This window comes from Marinobacter sp. (genome assembly GCF_041687235.1).
In the GTDB taxonomy this organism is placed as follows: Bacteria; Pseudomonadota; Gammaproteobacteria; order Pseudomonadales; family Oleiphilaceae; genus Marinobacter.
Genome location: NZ_JAWLCH010000001.1, coordinates 396,821 through 412,405 on the forward strand (window position 1 = coordinate 396,821; position 15,585 = coordinate 412,405).

The 15,585-nt window shown below is 58.1% G+C and carries 12 protein-coding genes; 9 read left to right on the forward strand and 3 right to left on the reverse strand.

Translation table 11 applies throughout. The features are described from left to right. Positions 1 to 25 precede the first annotated feature (25 nt). The 7 genes from ACESMK_RS01665 (at position 26) to ACESMK_RS01695 (ending at position 10,458) form a co-directional block, all read left to right on the forward strand. Positions 26 to 1,438 (forward strand): sigma-54 interaction domain-containing protein, encoded by a 1,413-nt coding sequence (locus ACESMK_RS01665; protein WP_372995421.1) that lies wholly within the window; start codon positions 26 to 28, stop codon positions 1,436 to 1,438. Positions 1,439 to 1,761: 323 nt separating this feature from the next. Then, positions 1,762 to 2,814 (forward strand): TRAP transporter substrate-binding protein, encoded by a 1,053-nt coding sequence (locus ACESMK_RS01670; protein ID WP_372994624.1) that lies wholly within the window; start codon positions 1,762 to 1,764, stop codon positions 2,812 to 2,814. Positions 2,815 to 2,930: 116 nt separating this feature from the next. Then, positions 2,931 to 3,569: a TRAP transporter small permease subunit gene (locus ACESMK_RS01675; RefSeq protein WP_372994626.1), complete on the forward strand. Its 639-nt coding sequence runs from the start codon at positions 2,931 to 2,933 to the stop codon at positions 3,567 to 3,569. Then, positions 3,569 to 4,933, forward strand: a complete 1,365-nt coding sequence (locus tag ACESMK_RS01680; RefSeq protein WP_372994628.1) for a TRAP transporter large permease subunit — start codon at positions 3,569 to 3,571, stop codon at positions 4,931 to 4,933. The genes ACESMK_RS01675 and ACESMK_RS01680 overlap by 1 nt, the downstream gene beginning before the upstream one ends. Positions 4,934 to 4,946: 13 nt before the next feature. Continuing rightward, a complete protein-coding gene (locus tag ACESMK_RS01685) occupies positions 4,947 to 5,726 on the forward strand; it encodes a 3-hydroxybutyrate dehydrogenase (RefSeq protein WP_372994630.1) in 780 nt (259 codons plus the stop codon). Between the two features lie 16 nt (positions 5,727 to 5,742). Further along, on the forward strand, positions 5,743 to 7,731 hold the full coding sequence (locus tag ACESMK_RS01690; RefSeq protein ID WP_372994632.1) for an acetoacetate--CoA ligase: 1,989 nt from the start codon (positions 5,743 to 5,745) through the stop codon (positions 7,729 to 7,731). A gap of 483 nt (positions 7,732 to 8,214) precedes the next feature. Then, positions 8,215 to 10,458 (forward strand): NADP-dependent isocitrate dehydrogenase, encoded by a 2,244-nt coding sequence (locus ACESMK_RS01695; protein WP_372994634.1) that lies wholly within the window; start codon positions 8,215 to 8,217, stop codon positions 10,456 to 10,458. Positions 10,459 to 10,558: 100 nt separating this feature from the next. Here ACESMK_RS01695 and ACESMK_RS01700 read toward each other — a convergent pair whose 3' ends face one another. Both ACESMK_RS01700 and ybaK read right to left on the reverse strand, forming a co-directional pair. Further along, complete coding sequence (locus tag ACESMK_RS01700; RefSeq protein ID WP_372994635.1) at positions 10,559 to 11,752, reverse strand: cation:proton antiporter; 1,194 nt, start codon at positions 11,750 to 11,752, stop codon at positions 10,559 to 10,561. 3 nt (positions 11,753 to 11,755) lie between these two features. Further along, a complete protein-coding gene (ybaK, locus tag ACESMK_RS01705) occupies positions 11,756 to 12,226 on the reverse strand; it encodes a Cys-tRNA(Pro) deacylase (protein ID WP_372994637.1) in 471 nt (156 codons plus the stop codon). A gap of 223 nt (positions 12,227 to 12,449) precedes the next feature. On the opposite strand from ybaK, the gene ACESMK_RS01710 reads away from it, so the two are divergent. Together ACESMK_RS01710 and ACESMK_RS01715 are read left to right on the forward strand one after the other, a co-directional pair. Continuing rightward, entirely contained in the window at positions 12,450 to 13,637 is a 1,188-nt protein-coding gene (locus ACESMK_RS01710; protein WP_372994639.1) for a diguanylate cyclase, read from the forward strand. Between the two features lie 127 nt (positions 13,638 to 13,764). Then, positions 13,765 to 15,051 carry a serine hydrolase domain-containing protein gene (locus ACESMK_RS01715; protein ID WP_372994641.1) on the forward strand — a complete coding sequence of 429 codons (1,287 nt, stop codon included), beginning with the start codon at positions 13,765 to 13,767 and terminating at the stop codon, positions 15,049 to 15,051. 10 nt (positions 15,052 to 15,061) lie between these two features. Here the strand turns inward: ACESMK_RS01715 and ACESMK_RS01720 are convergent, their stop codons facing one another. Continuing rightward, positions 15,062 to 15,406: a hypothetical protein gene (locus ACESMK_RS01720; protein ID WP_008176786.1), complete on the reverse strand. Its 345-nt coding sequence runs from the start codon at positions 15,404 to 15,406 to the stop codon at positions 15,062 to 15,064. Between the last annotated feature and the right edge of the window lie 179 nt (positions 15,407 to 15,585).

Sequence of the window (15,585 nt, forward strand, 5' to 3'; positions counted from 1 at the left end):
CATCCGACCCGTTGGTGCGCGGTACATGACAGAGCTGTTTTCTGACAAGAACAAGAGTGGCCTGACCCGGGACCTGATCGAAGCCCTGTTTCCAATGTTCGAGGAAGCCAGTGCCGGCGCGATTGCTGTCGATCGGAATGCCCGGATTACCTGGATCAACAGTAGCTATTCACACCTTCTCGGCCTCGGCGATCCGTCCACAGTGATTGGCAAGCCGGTGCGCCAGCTGATACCCCATACCCGAATGCCGGAGGTGGTTGAAACCGGTAAACCCCTCTTGCTGGACATCATGGAACACAACCAACAGCAACTGGTGGTGACCCGTCTGCCCTATTATGACGATGACGGGAAAATCGTCGGTGCGGTGGCATTTGTACTTTACGATGACCTTCAGCCCCTGACGCCACTGGTCTCCAAATACCGTCGGTTGCACCAGGATCTGGCTGCCGCACGTAAGGCACTGGCGAAAAAGGCGCGTGGCACCCGCTACAGCCTCGGCGATTTTGTCGGCGCCAGCCCGGCGGTCCTTGAGGTCAAACGGCGGGCGCGTCTGGCGGCCGGTCGTGATATGCCGGTTCTTTTGCTGGGCGAGACCGGCACCGGCAAAGAAGTACTTGCCCAGGCTATCCACACGGTGTCGGGTCGTGCGGAGAAACCTTTCGTGGGGGTGAATGTTGCCGCGATTCCGGACAACCTTCTTGAGGCTGAGTTTTTCGGTGTCGCCCCGGGAGCCTACACTGGCGCGGATCGTCGAACCAGGGATGGCAAGTTCCAGCTGGCCAATGGTGGCACCCTGTTTCTCGATGAGGTGGGTGACATGCCTTTGCCGTTGCAGGCCAAGCTCTTGCGTGCCCTGCAGGAGGGCGAGATTGAGCCGCTCGGTTCCAACAAGGTGGTTTCGGTGGATGTGCGGGTCATTGCTGCCACCAGCCGAAACCTGGAGGTCATGATTGCCGAGGGTACTTTCCGTTCGGATCTGTATTATCGTCTCAATGTCCTGGAAATTCCCATCCCGCCTCTGCGGGACCGTCTGGCGGATCTCGGTGTTCTCTGCGAAGCGCTGCTTGAGGAGATTTGCGAGGGGCTGGAGTTGCGCGGTGAGATTACGGATGCCGGCGTCTCGGCCCTGGGCAGTTACGACTGGCCCGGAAATATCCGTGAGCTGCGCAACGTTCTGGAGCGGGCAATGACCATGGGCGAGGAGAGCGGATTGCTGGACGCCGACGCCATTTTCAAGGTGCTGCCACGGGTGGGGACCCGTCCGGTTTCCTCTCTGGCGCCGCAACCAGTCAGGCCATTGTCCCAGACGCTTGCTGAAGCAGAGGCCCAGGCCATCGAAGAAGCCCTGGTGGCGAGTCGTGGCAACCGCACTCGGGCGGCCAAGTTGTTGGGCATATCACGATCCGTTCTTTACGAGAAGCTGGCCAGGTTGTCCTGAAATCCGGACGCCTGTCTGCTCATCCGTACAACTACGTACGACTGACGTCTAATGCTGTCTTGTATTCCGGACAGTTTCAGCCTGCTCGATTTCTGATAGTTAAGTTAACCATCTGATTTATATATATAAAAGTAATCTGGCATAGTGTCTGCTATATCCGAAGTGCAGGACGTCAGAACAATGCACAGAACAAGACTGACGCGAACGGTTGGACCCCGAGATTAAGCCTGTCCGTCTGTTCCTGCATTCTCTGACTATACTCAGATCAGGCCCCGGCTATCCGCGCCAGGCCAGATACAATAACAATGTTAGGAGACTTGCCAATGAAACTTCTCAAGGCTCTCACCGGTGTGGCCGGTGCGATCGCTCTTACCACAGGTTCCGCGTTCGCTGACGATCTGCGCTGGAAAATGCCGGTTGCTTTCGCCACTAACCTTCCGGGCCTGGGTTCTCCCGCCGCCTGGGTTGCCGACAACCTCAACACCGCCTCCGATGGCAGCATCCAGGTTCGCGTCTACGAGCCCGGTAAACTCGTTCCCCCTTTCGATATTTTGCAGTCTGTTTCCGATGGCAAGGTATCCGCCGGCTATACCTGGATCGGCTATGACCAGGGCAAAGTGCCCGCGATTCCATTGTTTGCCGCTGTACCCTTCGGCATGAAGCCATGGGCCTACATTGGTTGGTATTACTATGGTGGCGGCCACGAGATGCTGCAGGAAGTCTATGCCAACAAGGGCTTCGACGTGCACGCACAGCTGTGCGGCATTATCGGGCCTGAAACGGCCGGTTGGTATTCTGAAAGAATCGAAACACTTGAAGACTACAAGGGTCTGAAGATCCGCTTCGCGGGTCTGGGTGGCAAGGTTCTGGAAAAACTGGGCGCTTCTGTGACCATGATGCCCGGTGGTGAGCTCTACCAGGCACTGGAGAAAGGCACCATTGATGCTACTGAATTCTCCATGCCTGCCATCGATCAGCTTCTCGGTTTCGATCAGGTGGTCAAGTACAACCTGTTCCCGGGCTGGCACCAGCAGTTCACAGCCCAGTACATGCTGATCAACAAGGATGAGTGGAACGAAACCACCGCCGCCCAGAAAGCGATGGTTGAGGCCGCCTGTACCGCTGCAACCACCCGTGGCCTGGCCGAGGGTGAATACAAGAACGGTAAGGTTCTGGCTGGTTTCCAGGAAAAGGGTGTTCAGGCTGACCAGATCCCCCGTGAGGTTCTGAAAGAACTGCAGGCGGTCACCAAGGAGGTGCTGGAAGAAGAGGCCTCCAAGGATGCCGACTTCAAGCGTGTCTATGAAAGCCAGAATGAGTTCCTGGAAAGCTACAAGGTGTGGGATACACGCGCCTATGTTCCAGCGGATCTCTGAGGTTCAGGGCCGAACCCGGGACCCCGGATAGATTCCGGTGTTCCCTGATCATGTCTGGATGGCCCTTCGGGGCCATCCTTTTTTCGCAATCGGCTTTCTGTGCGAGGAACTGTTGTATGACGGTTTCAGATAAAGGCTCACCGCAGAGTGGGCGCACGTCGGTGTCAGACACCGACGAATTTCTTCACCATCACACCGAGTTGCCCACAACCCGGATCAGTGAGGCGGTGGACCGTTTCATTTCCGCGATTGGCAAGAGTGCTTCCTGGATGTGGTTTGTGGTCACCGGCGTGATCATTTACGCCGTGGTTGGCCGCTATGCCTTTGGTCTCGGGTCGGTGACCCTGGAAGAGATCCAGTGGCATCTGGCCGGGATCGGCTGGCTGCTTGGTCTGGCCTACACCCTGGTGGCTGACGATCATGTAAGGGTGGACGTGATACACGAACGCCTTTCCCTGAGAGGGCAGGGCTGGGTTGAGTTCCTGGGACTGATTTTTCTGTTGTTGCCGTTTCTCGGACTGGCAGTTTACGAGATGTTCCCCTACGCCTATAGCTCCTGGCAGCAAGGTGAAACCAGCCAGGCTCCTGCAGGCCTGCCACACCGCTGGATTTTGAAGGGTATCGTGGCTATTTCGTTCACTTTGCTTATCCTCGCGGCGCTTTCCCGACTGTTGAAGGTCACGGCTCTACTCTTCGGGTTTCCCAGGCCAATTCGGATTGAGTCTGCAAATAACAAGAAAGAGGGTGCGTCCTGATGGAGCTTGAAACGCTTTTTGTAATCGGCATGTTCCTGACCTTCGGGGCGCTGCTGATGACCGGGTACCCCGTGGCCTGGGTGCTGGGTGGTACCGCGGTAATCTGGACCGTCGTCGGCGTTGTGGCCGTTGAGAACTTTGGTGCCAATCTCTGGTTTGATTATCAGTCTTCCATGGGGCTTGTGCCCGAACGGATATGGGAGATAGTGAAAAGCGAGACCCTTGTGGCTCTGCCCATGTTCATCTTCATGGGCATCATGCTTGACCAGTCTGGCGTGGCTGAGCGGTTGATGAGCAGTATGGTAAAGCTGTTCGGCGCCGTTCGCGGGGGTTATGCAGTAACGGTGATCGTTATCGGCGTACTGCTGGCGGCAACCACCGGTATCATTGGTGCGTCGGTGGTGCTGCTCGGCATGCTGTCCCTGCCGGTGATGATGCAACACAAATACGACAAAGGGTTTGCCGTCGGTACCGCCTGTGCGACCGGCACGCTTGGAATTCTCATCCCGCCCTCCATCATGCTGGTGCTGATGGCAGACCGACTGGCGGTTCCCGAGGCATCGGTGGGTGATCTGTTTATGGGTGCGTTCTTTCCCGGCCTTTTGCTGGGTGCCATGTACGTGGCCTACGCCATTCTTCGTCCCATGCTCCAGCCGCAGATTGCGCCGGTGCCAGAAGGAACGGAGAAAGTGACATGGAGCATTGTCTGGGAAGTAGCAAAGGCAGTCTTGCCGACCGCTGCGCTGATTCTGGGCGTGCTGGGTTCCATCTTCGCCGGTATAGCGACGCCAACGGAAGCGTCCGGTGTCGGCGCCCTGGGCGCCCTGCTGCTGGCCCTGATGGCTGGCCGATTGAATCTGAAAGTGCTCAACTCTTCCATGCAGCAGACAACCCGCACAGCTGCCTTCATTTTTGCCATTTTCCTGGGGGCAACGGCCTTCTCTGTGGTACTTCGGGGCCTCGGTGGTGATCAGGTTATCGAGGACGCACTGCTGGGCCTGCCGTTCGGACCCTATGGTGTGGTGCTGACCATCCTGTTTGCGGTATTCCTGCTGGGCTTTTTCCTGGACTGGGTTGAGATCACTCTCATCATCCTGCCTCTGGTGGCACCTGTTGTCCAAACCCTTGGGTTTGACCTGGTTTGGTTCACGATCCTCTTTGCCATGTGCCTGCAGACGTCATTCCTGACGCCGCCGGTTGGTTTTGCGCTGTTCTACATCAAGGGTGTCGCGCCGCCTGAAATCGACGTGATGGACATCTATAAGGGGGTCATACCCTTCATCATTATCCAGCTGGTAGGCCTTTCAATCGTGTTCCTGGTACCGGAGATCGCGACCTGGCTTCCGAGCGTGTCTTACGATTAAGGAGAAAACAACAATGCGTCTGGAAAACCGGATTGCCCTGATTACCGGTGCCGGTCGCGGCATCGGCCGGGCCATTGCCGAGGCCTACGGCCGTGAAGGCGCCAAGGTCGCTGTTGCTGACCTGACTCTTGAGGCGGCACAGGAAACCGTAGCCGCCATCGAGCAGGCTGGCGGCACGGCCATGGCACTGGAAATGGACGTCACTAATGAAGAAGCAGTTGACGTAAACGTAAACTTTGTGGTTAAACAGTGGGGCGGTCTGGACATCGCTATCGCGAATGCCGGCATCCAGCATATCGACCCGGTGCACAAGCTCGCCTATTCCGACTGGAGCAAAGTCATGAATGTGCATCTCGATGGCGCGTTCCTGGTGACCCGCGCGGCACTCAAGCACATGTATGAGAGCGGCGGCGGCACCATGCTCTACATGGGGTCGGTGCACTCTCTGGAAGCCTCGCCCCTGAAAGCACCCTATGTGGCTGCCAAGCACGGAATGCTGGGACTGTGCAGGGCGGTGGCAAAGGAAGGCGCGGAACACGGAGTGCGGAGCAACATCATCTGCCCGGGTTTTGTGCGCACGCCCCTGGTGGATAAGCAAATTCCGGAACAGGCCAAGGAGCTGGGCATTTCCGAAGAGGAAGTGATCAGTAAAGTTATGCTCAAGAACACAGTGGACGGGGAATTCACCACCCTCGAAGACGTGGCAGAGTTGGCCGTTCATCTGGCTGCATTCCCGTCTGCTGCCTTGACGGGCCAGTCCATCGTGGTCAGTCACGGCTGGCATATGCAGTAATATTCAGGAGAGATGGATGAGCAATGAACAACATTCACCGGTAGTCTGGTCTCCCTCGGAAGACACCCTGACCCATTCCCGCATGGGCCAGTTCAAGGCCTGGCTGGAGCAGCAGGGCTTTGGCCCCTTCACGGATTACCACGAGCTACACCAGTGGTCCATCGAAGAGCTGGATACCTTCTGGCAGAAAATCTGGGATTACTGCGGACTGGTATGCGACACACCGGCCGATAAGGTGCTGGGTAAACGGGAAATGCCGGGCGCCGAATGGTTCCCGGGCATGAAACTGAACTTCGCCGCCAACCTGCTTCGGCTGGCGGATGGTGAGCATGCCGATCGGGAAGCGGTGGTTGCCTACTGCGAAACCCGTCCGGTGCTGCGTCGCACCTATGCCGAACTTAAGGCCGACGCAGGTGCCCTGGAAGCCTTCCTGCGTGAAAAAGGCATCAAGCAGGGTGATCGTGTCGCCGGCGTTGTCACTAACGGCTATGAAGCCCTGGTTGGCATGCTCGCAGCGACAAGCATGGGTGCCATCTGGAGTTCCGCCTCCCCGGATTTCGGCATCGGGGCCATTCTTGATCGCTTTGGCCAGATCGAGCCTTCGGCACTGATCGTCGTAAATGGCTATGGCTACGGTGGAAAGGTGTTTGCGCGCCAACAGGATTTTGCCGAGCTGATTGCCGGCTTGCCCACGCTCAGAGCCGTAGTCAGTGTTCAGCAGTTGTCAGATGAAGCTCCCATTGCTGGCGATCTGGTGACCACATGGGAAGACGCCCTGGCCGTCGGTGAAGGCAATGCACCCTCGTTCACGCCGCTGTCGCCCGACCACCCGGTGTATATTCTGTATTCCTCCGGCACTACCGGCAAACCCAAGTGCATCGTTCACGGCAACGCCGGGCTGTTGGTCAATCATGCCAAGGAACTGATGCTCCATGGCGACGTTGGGCCCGAGGACCGGTTCCTGTACTTCACCACCTGCGGCTGGATGATGTGGAATTGGCAGGCTTCTGCCCTGATGACCGGCGCCGCGGTGATCACCGTTGATGGTTCTCCGGGTTACCCCAGCCTGAACTTCCTCTGGGACGTCGTGGCGGAAGAAAGCGTCACCCACTTCGGCACCAGCGCGCGATTCATTGCCGGCTGCCGGAAAGGCGAGCTCCAGCCTGCGAAAACCCTGGACCAGAGCAAACTGCGGGTTGTGTTCTCCACCGGCTCACCGCTGCTGCCGGAAGACTACGACTGGGTCTACAGCGATGGTGCCCCCGGCGCCCTGCTCGGCTCCATTGCCGGTGGTACCGATATCTGCGGTTGCTTCGTCGGCTCTACGCCGCTGCTGCCTGTTCGTCGCGGCGAAATCCAGTGCCGCTTCCTGGGCGTTGATGCTGTCGCCTACGGCGACGACGGCCAACGGGTCAGCGAAGGTCGGGGGGAACTGGTCTGCCGTCAGCCCCTGCCATCCATGCCCGTCAGCTTCTGGCAGGATCCCGGAGATGAGCGCTACAAGGACGCCTACTTCAGCACCTTCCCGGGCGTGTGGGCCCACGGCGATTTCATCGAATTCACCGAGCATGGCGGTGCCATCATCTATGGTCGCTCCGACGCCACCCTGAACCCGGGCGGAGTCAGGATCGGCACCGCTGAAATCTACCGTCAGGTAGAAACCGTGGCCGAGGTCAAAGACAGCCTCGTGGTCGGGCGCCAGATCGACGGCGACGTGGAAGTGGTTCTGCTGGTGGTTCCGGCTGAAGGCCAGGCCGTTACCGATGACCTGCTGAAACAGCTCAAGAGCCGAATCCGCGAAGGCGCCAGCCCGCGCCACGTGCCCAGGCACATCGTGGAGGTGAACGACATTCCGTACACCCGCAGCGGCAAGAAGGTGGAACTGGCGGTGGCCCGGTTGATCAACGGTTCGAAAAAGGCCGACAACCGGGATGCTCTCGGGAATCCCGAGGCGTTGGATCATATTCGGGAGCGGTTGGCTCAAGTTGGGTTGTTGCCCGAATGAAGGATTGAAATCTGAGGGTGGTTGTCGGATTACGCCGTTGGCTAATCCGACCTACTCTTCTGGTTTTGTCGACAATATGCTTTCGAAAGCAGCGCGATTAACTGCGTGGAGGCACACCGAGAAGCCCGGTGAGCGGCAGAGGAACCCCTTTCCAAAACTGTGCGGAGCCAGGGATGGCGGAGCCCAAGCGACACAGGGATGTGCCGCCAGGAGCGTGTTTTGGAAGGCCTCACCCGCTCCGCGTTACCGCCGAGTCGATGTTAGAAAGTTTCGTAAATTCCCGCCATTTCATCGTCTTGTAACCGAAGATCAGGCATTTTTAGTCCGTTCTTATACTAAGATCGTAACCAAAATTAACGAAAAAATGGTATCTTAGTAGGTCTATCAAAAGTTCCTAATCAGTCATTGCTCAGGTCGGACGTTCAAAAGACGCCTGACCCCGCCATGACCGTCCTGAACCCACCCATTAGCCTGAGGACGAAAATGACATCATCCAAAGCCAAGATTGTCTACACACTGACCGACGAGGCTCCAGCCCTCGCGACACGGTCACTTCTTCCCATCCTGGAAACCTACGCCAAGCCGGCTGGTATTGAATTTGAAACCAGTGACATCTCTCTTGCGGCGCGTATTCTGGCGAACTTTCCGGATTACCTCGAAGAAGATCAGCGGGTTCCGGATGCCCTGGCCGAACTGGGCGAATACACCAAAGACCCTGACGCAAACATCATCAAGCTGCCGAACATCTCAGCGTCCATTCCGCAGCTTCGGGCTGCCATCAAGGAGCTGAACGAACAGGGCTATAAGGTTCCCGAGTACAAAGAGAACCCCGAAACAGACGAAGAAAAAGAGATTCAGTCCCGCTACGCCAAGGTTCTGGGCAGTGCCGTCAACCCGGTACTCCGTGAAGGCAACTCCGACCGGCGCGCCCCGGCTGCTGTTAAAGCCTTTGCACGCAAGTACCCGCATTCCATGGGGGAATGGAGCCCGGCTTCACGCACCCACGTGGCGCACATGCGTGGTGGCGACTTCTACTCCAGCGAGCAGTCCGTGACCCTGGACAAGGCGACCAACGCCAACATCGTGTTTGAAAACAAACAGGGTAAGCAGACGGTTCTGAAATCCGACCTGCCTCTGCAGGAAGGCGAAGTGCTGGACGGCATGTTCATGAGCAAGAAAGCGCTGGTGAAGTTCTTCGAGGATGCCATCGAAGACTGTGAGAAGACCGGTGTCATGTTCTCCCTGCACGTGAAAGCCACCATGATGAAAATCTCCCACCCGATCGTGTTCGGTCACGCGGTGAAGGTTTTCTACAAGGACTTGTTCGACAAGTACGGCGATCTGTTCGACGAGATCGGTGTGAACCCGAACAACGGCCTGTCCAGTGTGGTCGAGAAGATCAAGCAGCTGCCGGAATCCAAGCAGGAGCAGATCCAGGAAGACCTGCATGCGTGCTATGAGCACCGGCCGGAAATCGCCATGGTGGATTCGGTCAAAGGCATCACCAACCTTCACGTTCCCAGTGACGTTATTGTTGATGCCTCCATGCCGGCGATGATCCGTAACTCCGGCAAGATGTGGGCCCGTGACAACAAGCTTAAGGACACCAAGGCGGTTATGCCGGAGTCCACCTACGCCACCATCTATCAGGAAGTGATCAACTTCTGTAAGACCCACGGTGCTTTCGATCCCACCACCATGGGTACCGTACCGAACGTTGGTCTGATGGCCCAGAAGGCCGAAGAGTACGGCTCCCACGACAAGACCTTTGAAATCAAGGAAGACGGTATTATCCGCGTCGTAGCCGAAGACGGCACCGTGCTGACCGAGCATAACGTCGAGAAGGGCGACATCTGGCGCGCCTGCCAGACCAAGGACCTGCCGATTCGCGACTGGGTCAAGCTGGCGGTCAACCGCGCCCGTGCCACCGGCATGCCGGCGGTGTTCTGGCTGGACGACGAGCGTGCCCATGACGCTCAGCTGATCAAGAAGGTGAACACCTACCTGAAGGATCACGACACCGAAGGTCTGGATATTCGCATCATGTCTCCGGTTCGGGCAATTCGCTGGACCATGGAGCGGCTGATTCGCGGCCTCGACACCATTTCTGTAACCGGCAACGTTCTGCGCGATTACCTGACGGATCTGTTCCCGATTCTGGAACTGGGCACCAGCGCCAAGATGCTGTCGATTGTTCCGCTGCTGAACGGTGGTGGCCTGTACGAGACTGGCGCCGGCGGTTCCGCGCCCAAGCACGTGCAGCAGCTGATTCAGGAGAACCACCTGCGCTGGGATTCCCTCGGTGAATTCCTGGCCACAGCGGTGTCCCTGGACGAGCTGGGTGAAAAGCAGAACAACGAGCGTGCGCGCTTGCTGGGCCAGACCCTGGACAAGGCCACCGAGCGTCTGCTGGAAAACAACCAGTCTCCTTCCCGGGTGACCGGTGAGCTGGACAACCGTGGTTCTCACTTCCACCTGGCCCGTTACTGGGCAGAAGAGCTGGCCAACCAGGACAGCGACAAGGAACTGAAGGAGTTCTTCACCAAGCTGTCTGCACAGCTGGAAGAGAACAAGGACAAGATCCTCGAGGAAATGACAGTGGTTCAGGGTCATCCGGCGGATATCGGTGGTTACTACCACCCGCCGATGGAGAAGGTCTGCGAAATCATGCAGCCCAGTGCCACGCTGAACAGAATCCTTGAGGATGCCCGTGCATCCGTGAAGTAAGTTCAGCACTACAGCATCCGGGCCCACGCCCGGATGTCACCAAAAAAACCGGACAACCCTGGCGGGTTCTCCGGTTTTTTTATGGCCGTGTACCGGGCAATCAGTCCTCGTCCGGTTCGTCCTGATAGCCTTTGCCGGTTTCGCCGGCTCGTCTGAGCTGAATCAGGGTGAGTGGTGGCCCCACCAGTTCAAAGATCACCGTTGCGCCAATGACCAGAGGCAGAATATACGTCAGCTCCGGCAGCCGTTCAGTCGCCAGCAGTGCCAGGCCGAGGGCAACGCCGGCCTGGGGCATCAGGCAGGCGCCGATCCGTTTCCGGGTATGAGGCGCGGAACCGGCCAGATAGCCGCCGAACCGTCCGCCGGCCAACCTGCCGGCAATCCGGGCGGCCACATAGGCGAGGCCCAGCGCGCCGAGGGCTGGCAGCATGGCCCAGTCAAGCTGGTAGCCGGCCATGAAAAAGAACAGGGCCAGGAACGGCTCGGAAACGCCTTCTATTGAGCGGAACGGGCGCACATGATGCCTTGCCCGGTTGGCGACTACGATGCCCAGGGTCATGCAGGTCAGCAGATAGGAGAGGCCAAGAAACGACGCTATCCCGGCGGCCACAAAGACAAACCCGGCGGACTCGAGCAACATCGGCTCGCCGGGCCGCAGCCGGCCAGTGAGCCAGGCCATGGGCAGGCCCAGGACAATGCCCAGCAGAACCGCCCCCCCGACATCCAGAAGACCGATTCCAAGGGTGGAAAGCCCGGTACCGCTGTCGCCTAGCAAGAGTTGTGCACCGACGAGACAGATACTGAACAGGATGGCACCCCAGGCATCGTCAATGGCGACGACCTGGAATACGAGACGAGTGAGCGGACCGTTGGCGCCCGATTCTTTCAGCGTATCCAGTGTCGCAGCCGGCGCTGTTGCCGTTGCGATGGAACCCAGCAGCAGCGCAGCAGGAAGGTTCCGGGTAACCAGCCAGACCGCGACGGCGACAAATGCCGCCGTTACCAGGGTGACGGCAAGGCTCACGATCACGGCTTCCCGACCTTCCGCCAGGTTCTTCACTGCCATGCGTTCGCCCAGCAGGAAGCCGACCATGGCCAGGGTTAACTGGGTAATGAATCCGAAGTGGTCGTCGGCACCTGTTGGCAGAAGATTCAGCAGTTCCGGGCCGGCAAGCGCGCCAAGCAAGAGCAACAGGGTGACCCTGGGTACGTGTATGCGTTGGCCGATGCCGTGTGCAGCCAGGGCCAGCAGCATGGTGCCGCCGATTAATAGCAGGTCCGTTGCGTGGTTCAAGGCTTACTCCTGGTGGAGTGGGAAAAAACCACCGTTTACCAGTTCTGCCAGGTCCCGTGGCGCGAGCTCAATCTCCAGGCCGCGTCGTCCGGCGCTTACAAACATAGTATCGAAGCCCAGAGCTGACTCGTCGATGAAAGTTTTCAGCGTTTTCTTCTGTCCCAGGGGGCTCACACCACCGAGAACGTAGCCAGTGGTGCGTTCAACCGCCTGTTTGTCAGCCATGGCGGCTTTTTTGCCGCCAGCTGCCCGGGCAATCAGTTTCATGTTGAGCATGGTGTTCACCGGTACGATACCCACGACCAGCTCCTTGCCATCAATGGCGACAATCAGAGTCTTGAACACCCGGGCCGGATCCACGCCCGTTTTCTCGGCGGCCTCGGTGCCATAGCTCTCGCTGGCCGGATCGTGGTCATACTCGTGAATTGTGTGGGGCACAGCGGCCCTGCGGGCAGCGTTAATCCCAGGCGTCATGCTCGGCTCCTGAATGGCGACAGAAACCGGGAATTAAAGCAGCTACGACGTACTGCAACAACTATTCGGGGACGGCGGGCCGGTATAGTGACAGGTTGATTTTACGGGGCATGACATTTGATGCTCGACTTAACGTCCCGTTATGACTATTTTTCGTACATTATAAATGTCTATTACCGATGGCTGTATGTCCATGGAGCCTTCGCGGCTGAAATCTCAGGGAATGGAACGATTGAAAGATAACCGGACGCCTCTGCGGCGGGCTGGCTGGGCTGCATTGGTCTATCTGATCGCCGGCTTTGCCTGGATTGCCTTTTCCGATAGCGCTGCGGAGGCCTGGTTCCCAAACCCCCAGACCTTTTCCCTGGTGCAGACCTGGAAAGGCTTTTTTTTCGTGCTCACCACAGGGCTTGTGTTGTTTGTCGTACTTTTCCGTCAACTTACCAAGGACCGGGCACTGTTGACCCTGCAGCATAATCAGCGCCAGGCCCTGCGTAGACGGGAGCGTCAGCTTCAGGTGCTGATGGATAATCTCCCGGGCATGGCATATCGGTGCAAGTACGATCCCCACTGGACCATGCTGTTCGTTTCCCAGGGATGTGCCCGCCTGACCGGTTACGAGCCGGAGGCGCTGATTGATAACCGGGTTACCAGCTACGCCAGCCTGATGGATGATGAGGATAGTGAGCGGATTTACGGTGAGGTGCAGGAGGCTCTGGCCAACGACAGATCGTTTTCGCTCGAGTACGGTCTTACCCGCCGGGATGGTAGCAGGATCTGGGTTTGGGAGCGTGGCCGGGGGGTAGAAGAAGAGGACGGGTCGGTGCTGCTTGAAGGGATTGTTCTGGACATTTCAGACCGCAAGGCCCTGGAGAATGAACTTGAGGAAATGGCCACGCGGGATCCGCTGACCGGACTGTTCAACCGCCGGGAAATGTCGAAAGTCCTGGAGGAGGAGCTGGAACGGGCCAGGCGGTATCAGCGTCCCATGGCCCTGCTCTGGATCGACTTCGACCATTTCAAAGACGTTAACGACACTTTTGGCCATGCCGCTGGCGATTCGGTGCTTCGGTCCATCAGTCGTCTGCTGCTGGCCAGTGTGCGTAGCGTCGATTCCATCGGCCGGTTTGGCGGTGAAGAGTTCGTTATTGTTCTGCCGGAAATGGATCTTGACGAAGCCCAGGATACGGCCGAGCGGCTCAGGCGCAAGGTCGCCGAAGAGCCTCAACCGCTGGGGAACGGCGAGGCGGTGCCGCTGACCATCAGTGTTGGCGTTGCGGTCTATCCCGATCACGGACAGAGCGCGTCCACGCTTTGCGCGGCCGCCGACAAGGCCATGTATCTGGCCAAGGAGCGCGGTCGCAACTGTGTCGCCATGGCACACCTGCACGACCAGGTCCATAATCAGTGATGCGCCCCGAGTTCCGGGCCAGTTGGAAGCGGTGACGTCCGCAGGATTGCGGCCCGGCCAATGCGGAACGGACCGGTTCAATGGATGATAGAAAAACAACAATTGTTCTGAAAAAAGGTTTGAACTGATGAACCGACTTGCCCGCCGTGCGTTCCATACCTGCCAGATCCCCGGCGATCTCGAAACCGTCACCTTCCGGGACTCCTCCGGCGAAAACCCCGACGCCGTTGGCGTCAGCCGGGAAACTGTTGACGCACTGTGGCGCAGCGTCCAGAGCCTCTACCGGACCGGCGTGCACCCGGGTATCCAGATTTCCATACGTCATCGCGGCGAACAGGTACTGCACAGAGCGATCGGCCATGCCAGTGGCAATGGACCACACGACCCCAGGGATGCGGTCAAGGTTCCCATGACCACCGATACGCCGATTTGCTATTTTTCGGCGTCCAAAGCGGTGACTGCGCTGCTGATGCACATGCTGGCGGAGCAGGGGCTGGTGAATCTGATGGACCCCGTGTCCTACTACTGTCCGGAATTCGGTGTTAATGGCAAGCGCACGATCACCGTTCACCAGATTCTGTCCCACCGGGGCGGTATTCCAGCCATTCCGCGGGAAACGCCGATTGATGTGCTTTGGGACAATGACGAAATCTGGCGACTGCTTTGCGCCGCACGGCCTGTGGAAGTTGATGGCGCCAAGGTGGCCTATCATGCCATTACCGGCGGTTTTGTGCTGCAGCGGGTGCTGGAGAGCGTCACCGGAGATACCATCGAAAACTATATTGACCGGCACCTTCGTCGGCCCATGGGTATGAAGTGGTTTACTTACGGTATTGCGCCTGAGCACCTCAATGAGCTGGCCAGTAACTATGCCACCGGGCCAACGCCCCGGTTCCCGGTGTCCTGGGTGGTTAATCGGGCCCTGGGTGGCGATATCCGGACGGTTGAGCGGGTCACCAACGACCCCCGGTTTCAGGAAGCGGTCATTCCGGCGGGTAACCTGTGCGGCACCGCCGAGGAAATGAGCCGCTTCTTCCAGATGATGCTGAATGGCGGCGTCTGGAATGGCCGGCGAATCTGTAGCGAAATCACCATTCGCCGTGCTATCCAGCAATTCGGCTCCCTCCAGATAGACCGGACCATGATGGTGCCCATGCGTTTCAGTGCCGGGATGATGCTGGGCGGCAATCCGGTGGGCCTCTGGGGCCAGAACAGCCGGTTTGCCTTTGGTCACGTTGGTCTGATCAACAAGCTGTGTTGGGCGGATGCTGCCCGGGATATTTCGGTCAGCCTGCTGAACACCGGCATTCCGATTGTGGGTCACCACCTGCCGGCATTGGCGAAGTTTGTGTATACCGTGGGCAATCGGTTCCCGCTGATCCCGGAGCACCGGCGGCCCATGATCGCCGCCTGAGAGGAGGGTATTAAAGGGTCCTGAGCTGAGCCTCCAGAATGCCCAGTACTGACGACAGTATGTCGCGAAAATCGGTCAGTGTCTGGGTTCGCTGGATCACATCCTCCCGGTTTTCATCCAGTCGTTCCAGCTTGGGGACAACCCTCCGGATGCCCTCCGTGATCACCTCGTAGGGGTAGTGGTGATCCTGGATGCTGAGCTTGTTTATCTCGGCGACTTCCTGGCTGAAGATGCTGATGATGTCGTAAAGCATGTCCTTGTGGTGAATACTGCTGGCTTCCCAGTAGGCATCGTCCAGCAGTTCCAGCAGCGACAGATATTCACGGAGGGTATCCGCCACGGATGTCTGGGTCATGGGAGCTCCTGTCGGTGGCAAATGTCATGTCTACAGGGAACTATAGCAGGGCTTCTGTCGTGTGAATGGCTAACGGGATCCGCAAGGCAGCAAATAAAAATGAAACTCTATTCATTTTAATTGCACTTTGTCGGACAGTTGTGCAGACTTGCGTGATGGGAAAAGGATCTATCACGACT

Excerpts from the sequence above, each read along its gene's own strand:
- ACESMK_RS01665 (WP_372995421.1), top strand. The coding sequence starts at position 26 with ATGACAGAGCTGTTTTCTGACAAGAACAAGAGTGGCCTGACCCGGGAC.
- ACESMK_RS01670 (WP_372994624.1), top strand. The coding sequence starts at position 1,762 with ATGAAACTTCTCAAGGCTCTCACCGGTGTGGCCGGTGCGATCGCTCTT.
- ACESMK_RS01675 (WP_372994626.1), top strand. The coding sequence starts at position 2,931 with ATGACGGTTTCAGATAAAGGCTCACCGCAGAGTGGGCGCACGTCGGTG.
- ACESMK_RS01680 (WP_372994628.1), top strand. The coding sequence starts at position 3,569 with ATGGAGCTTGAAACGCTTTTTGTAATCGGCATGTTCCTGACCTTCGGG.
- ACESMK_RS01685 (WP_372994630.1), top strand. The coding sequence starts at position 4,947 with ATGCGTCTGGAAAACCGGATTGCCCTGATTACCGGTGCCGGTCGCGGC.
- ACESMK_RS01690 (WP_372994632.1), top strand. The coding sequence starts at position 5,743 with ATGAGCAATGAACAACATTCACCGGTAGTCTGGTCTCCCTCGGAAGAC.
- ACESMK_RS01695 (WP_372994634.1), top strand. The coding sequence starts at position 8,215 with ATGACATCATCCAAAGCCAAGATTGTCTACACACTGACCGACGAGGCT.
- ybaK (WP_372994637.1), bottom strand. The coding sequence starts at position 12,226 with ATGACGCCTGGGATTAACGCTGCCCGCAGGGCCGCTGTGCCCCACACA.
- ACESMK_RS01710 (WP_372994639.1), top strand. The coding sequence starts at position 12,450 with ATGGAACGATTGAAAGATAACCGGACGCCTCTGCGGCGGGCTGGCTGG.
- ACESMK_RS01715 (WP_372994641.1), top strand. The coding sequence starts at position 13,765 with ATGAACCGACTTGCCCGCCGTGCGTTCCATACCTGCCAGATCCCCGGC.
- ACESMK_RS01720 (WP_008176786.1), bottom strand. The coding sequence starts at position 15,406 with ATGACCCAGACATCCGTGGCGGATACCCTCCGTGAATATCTGTCGCTG.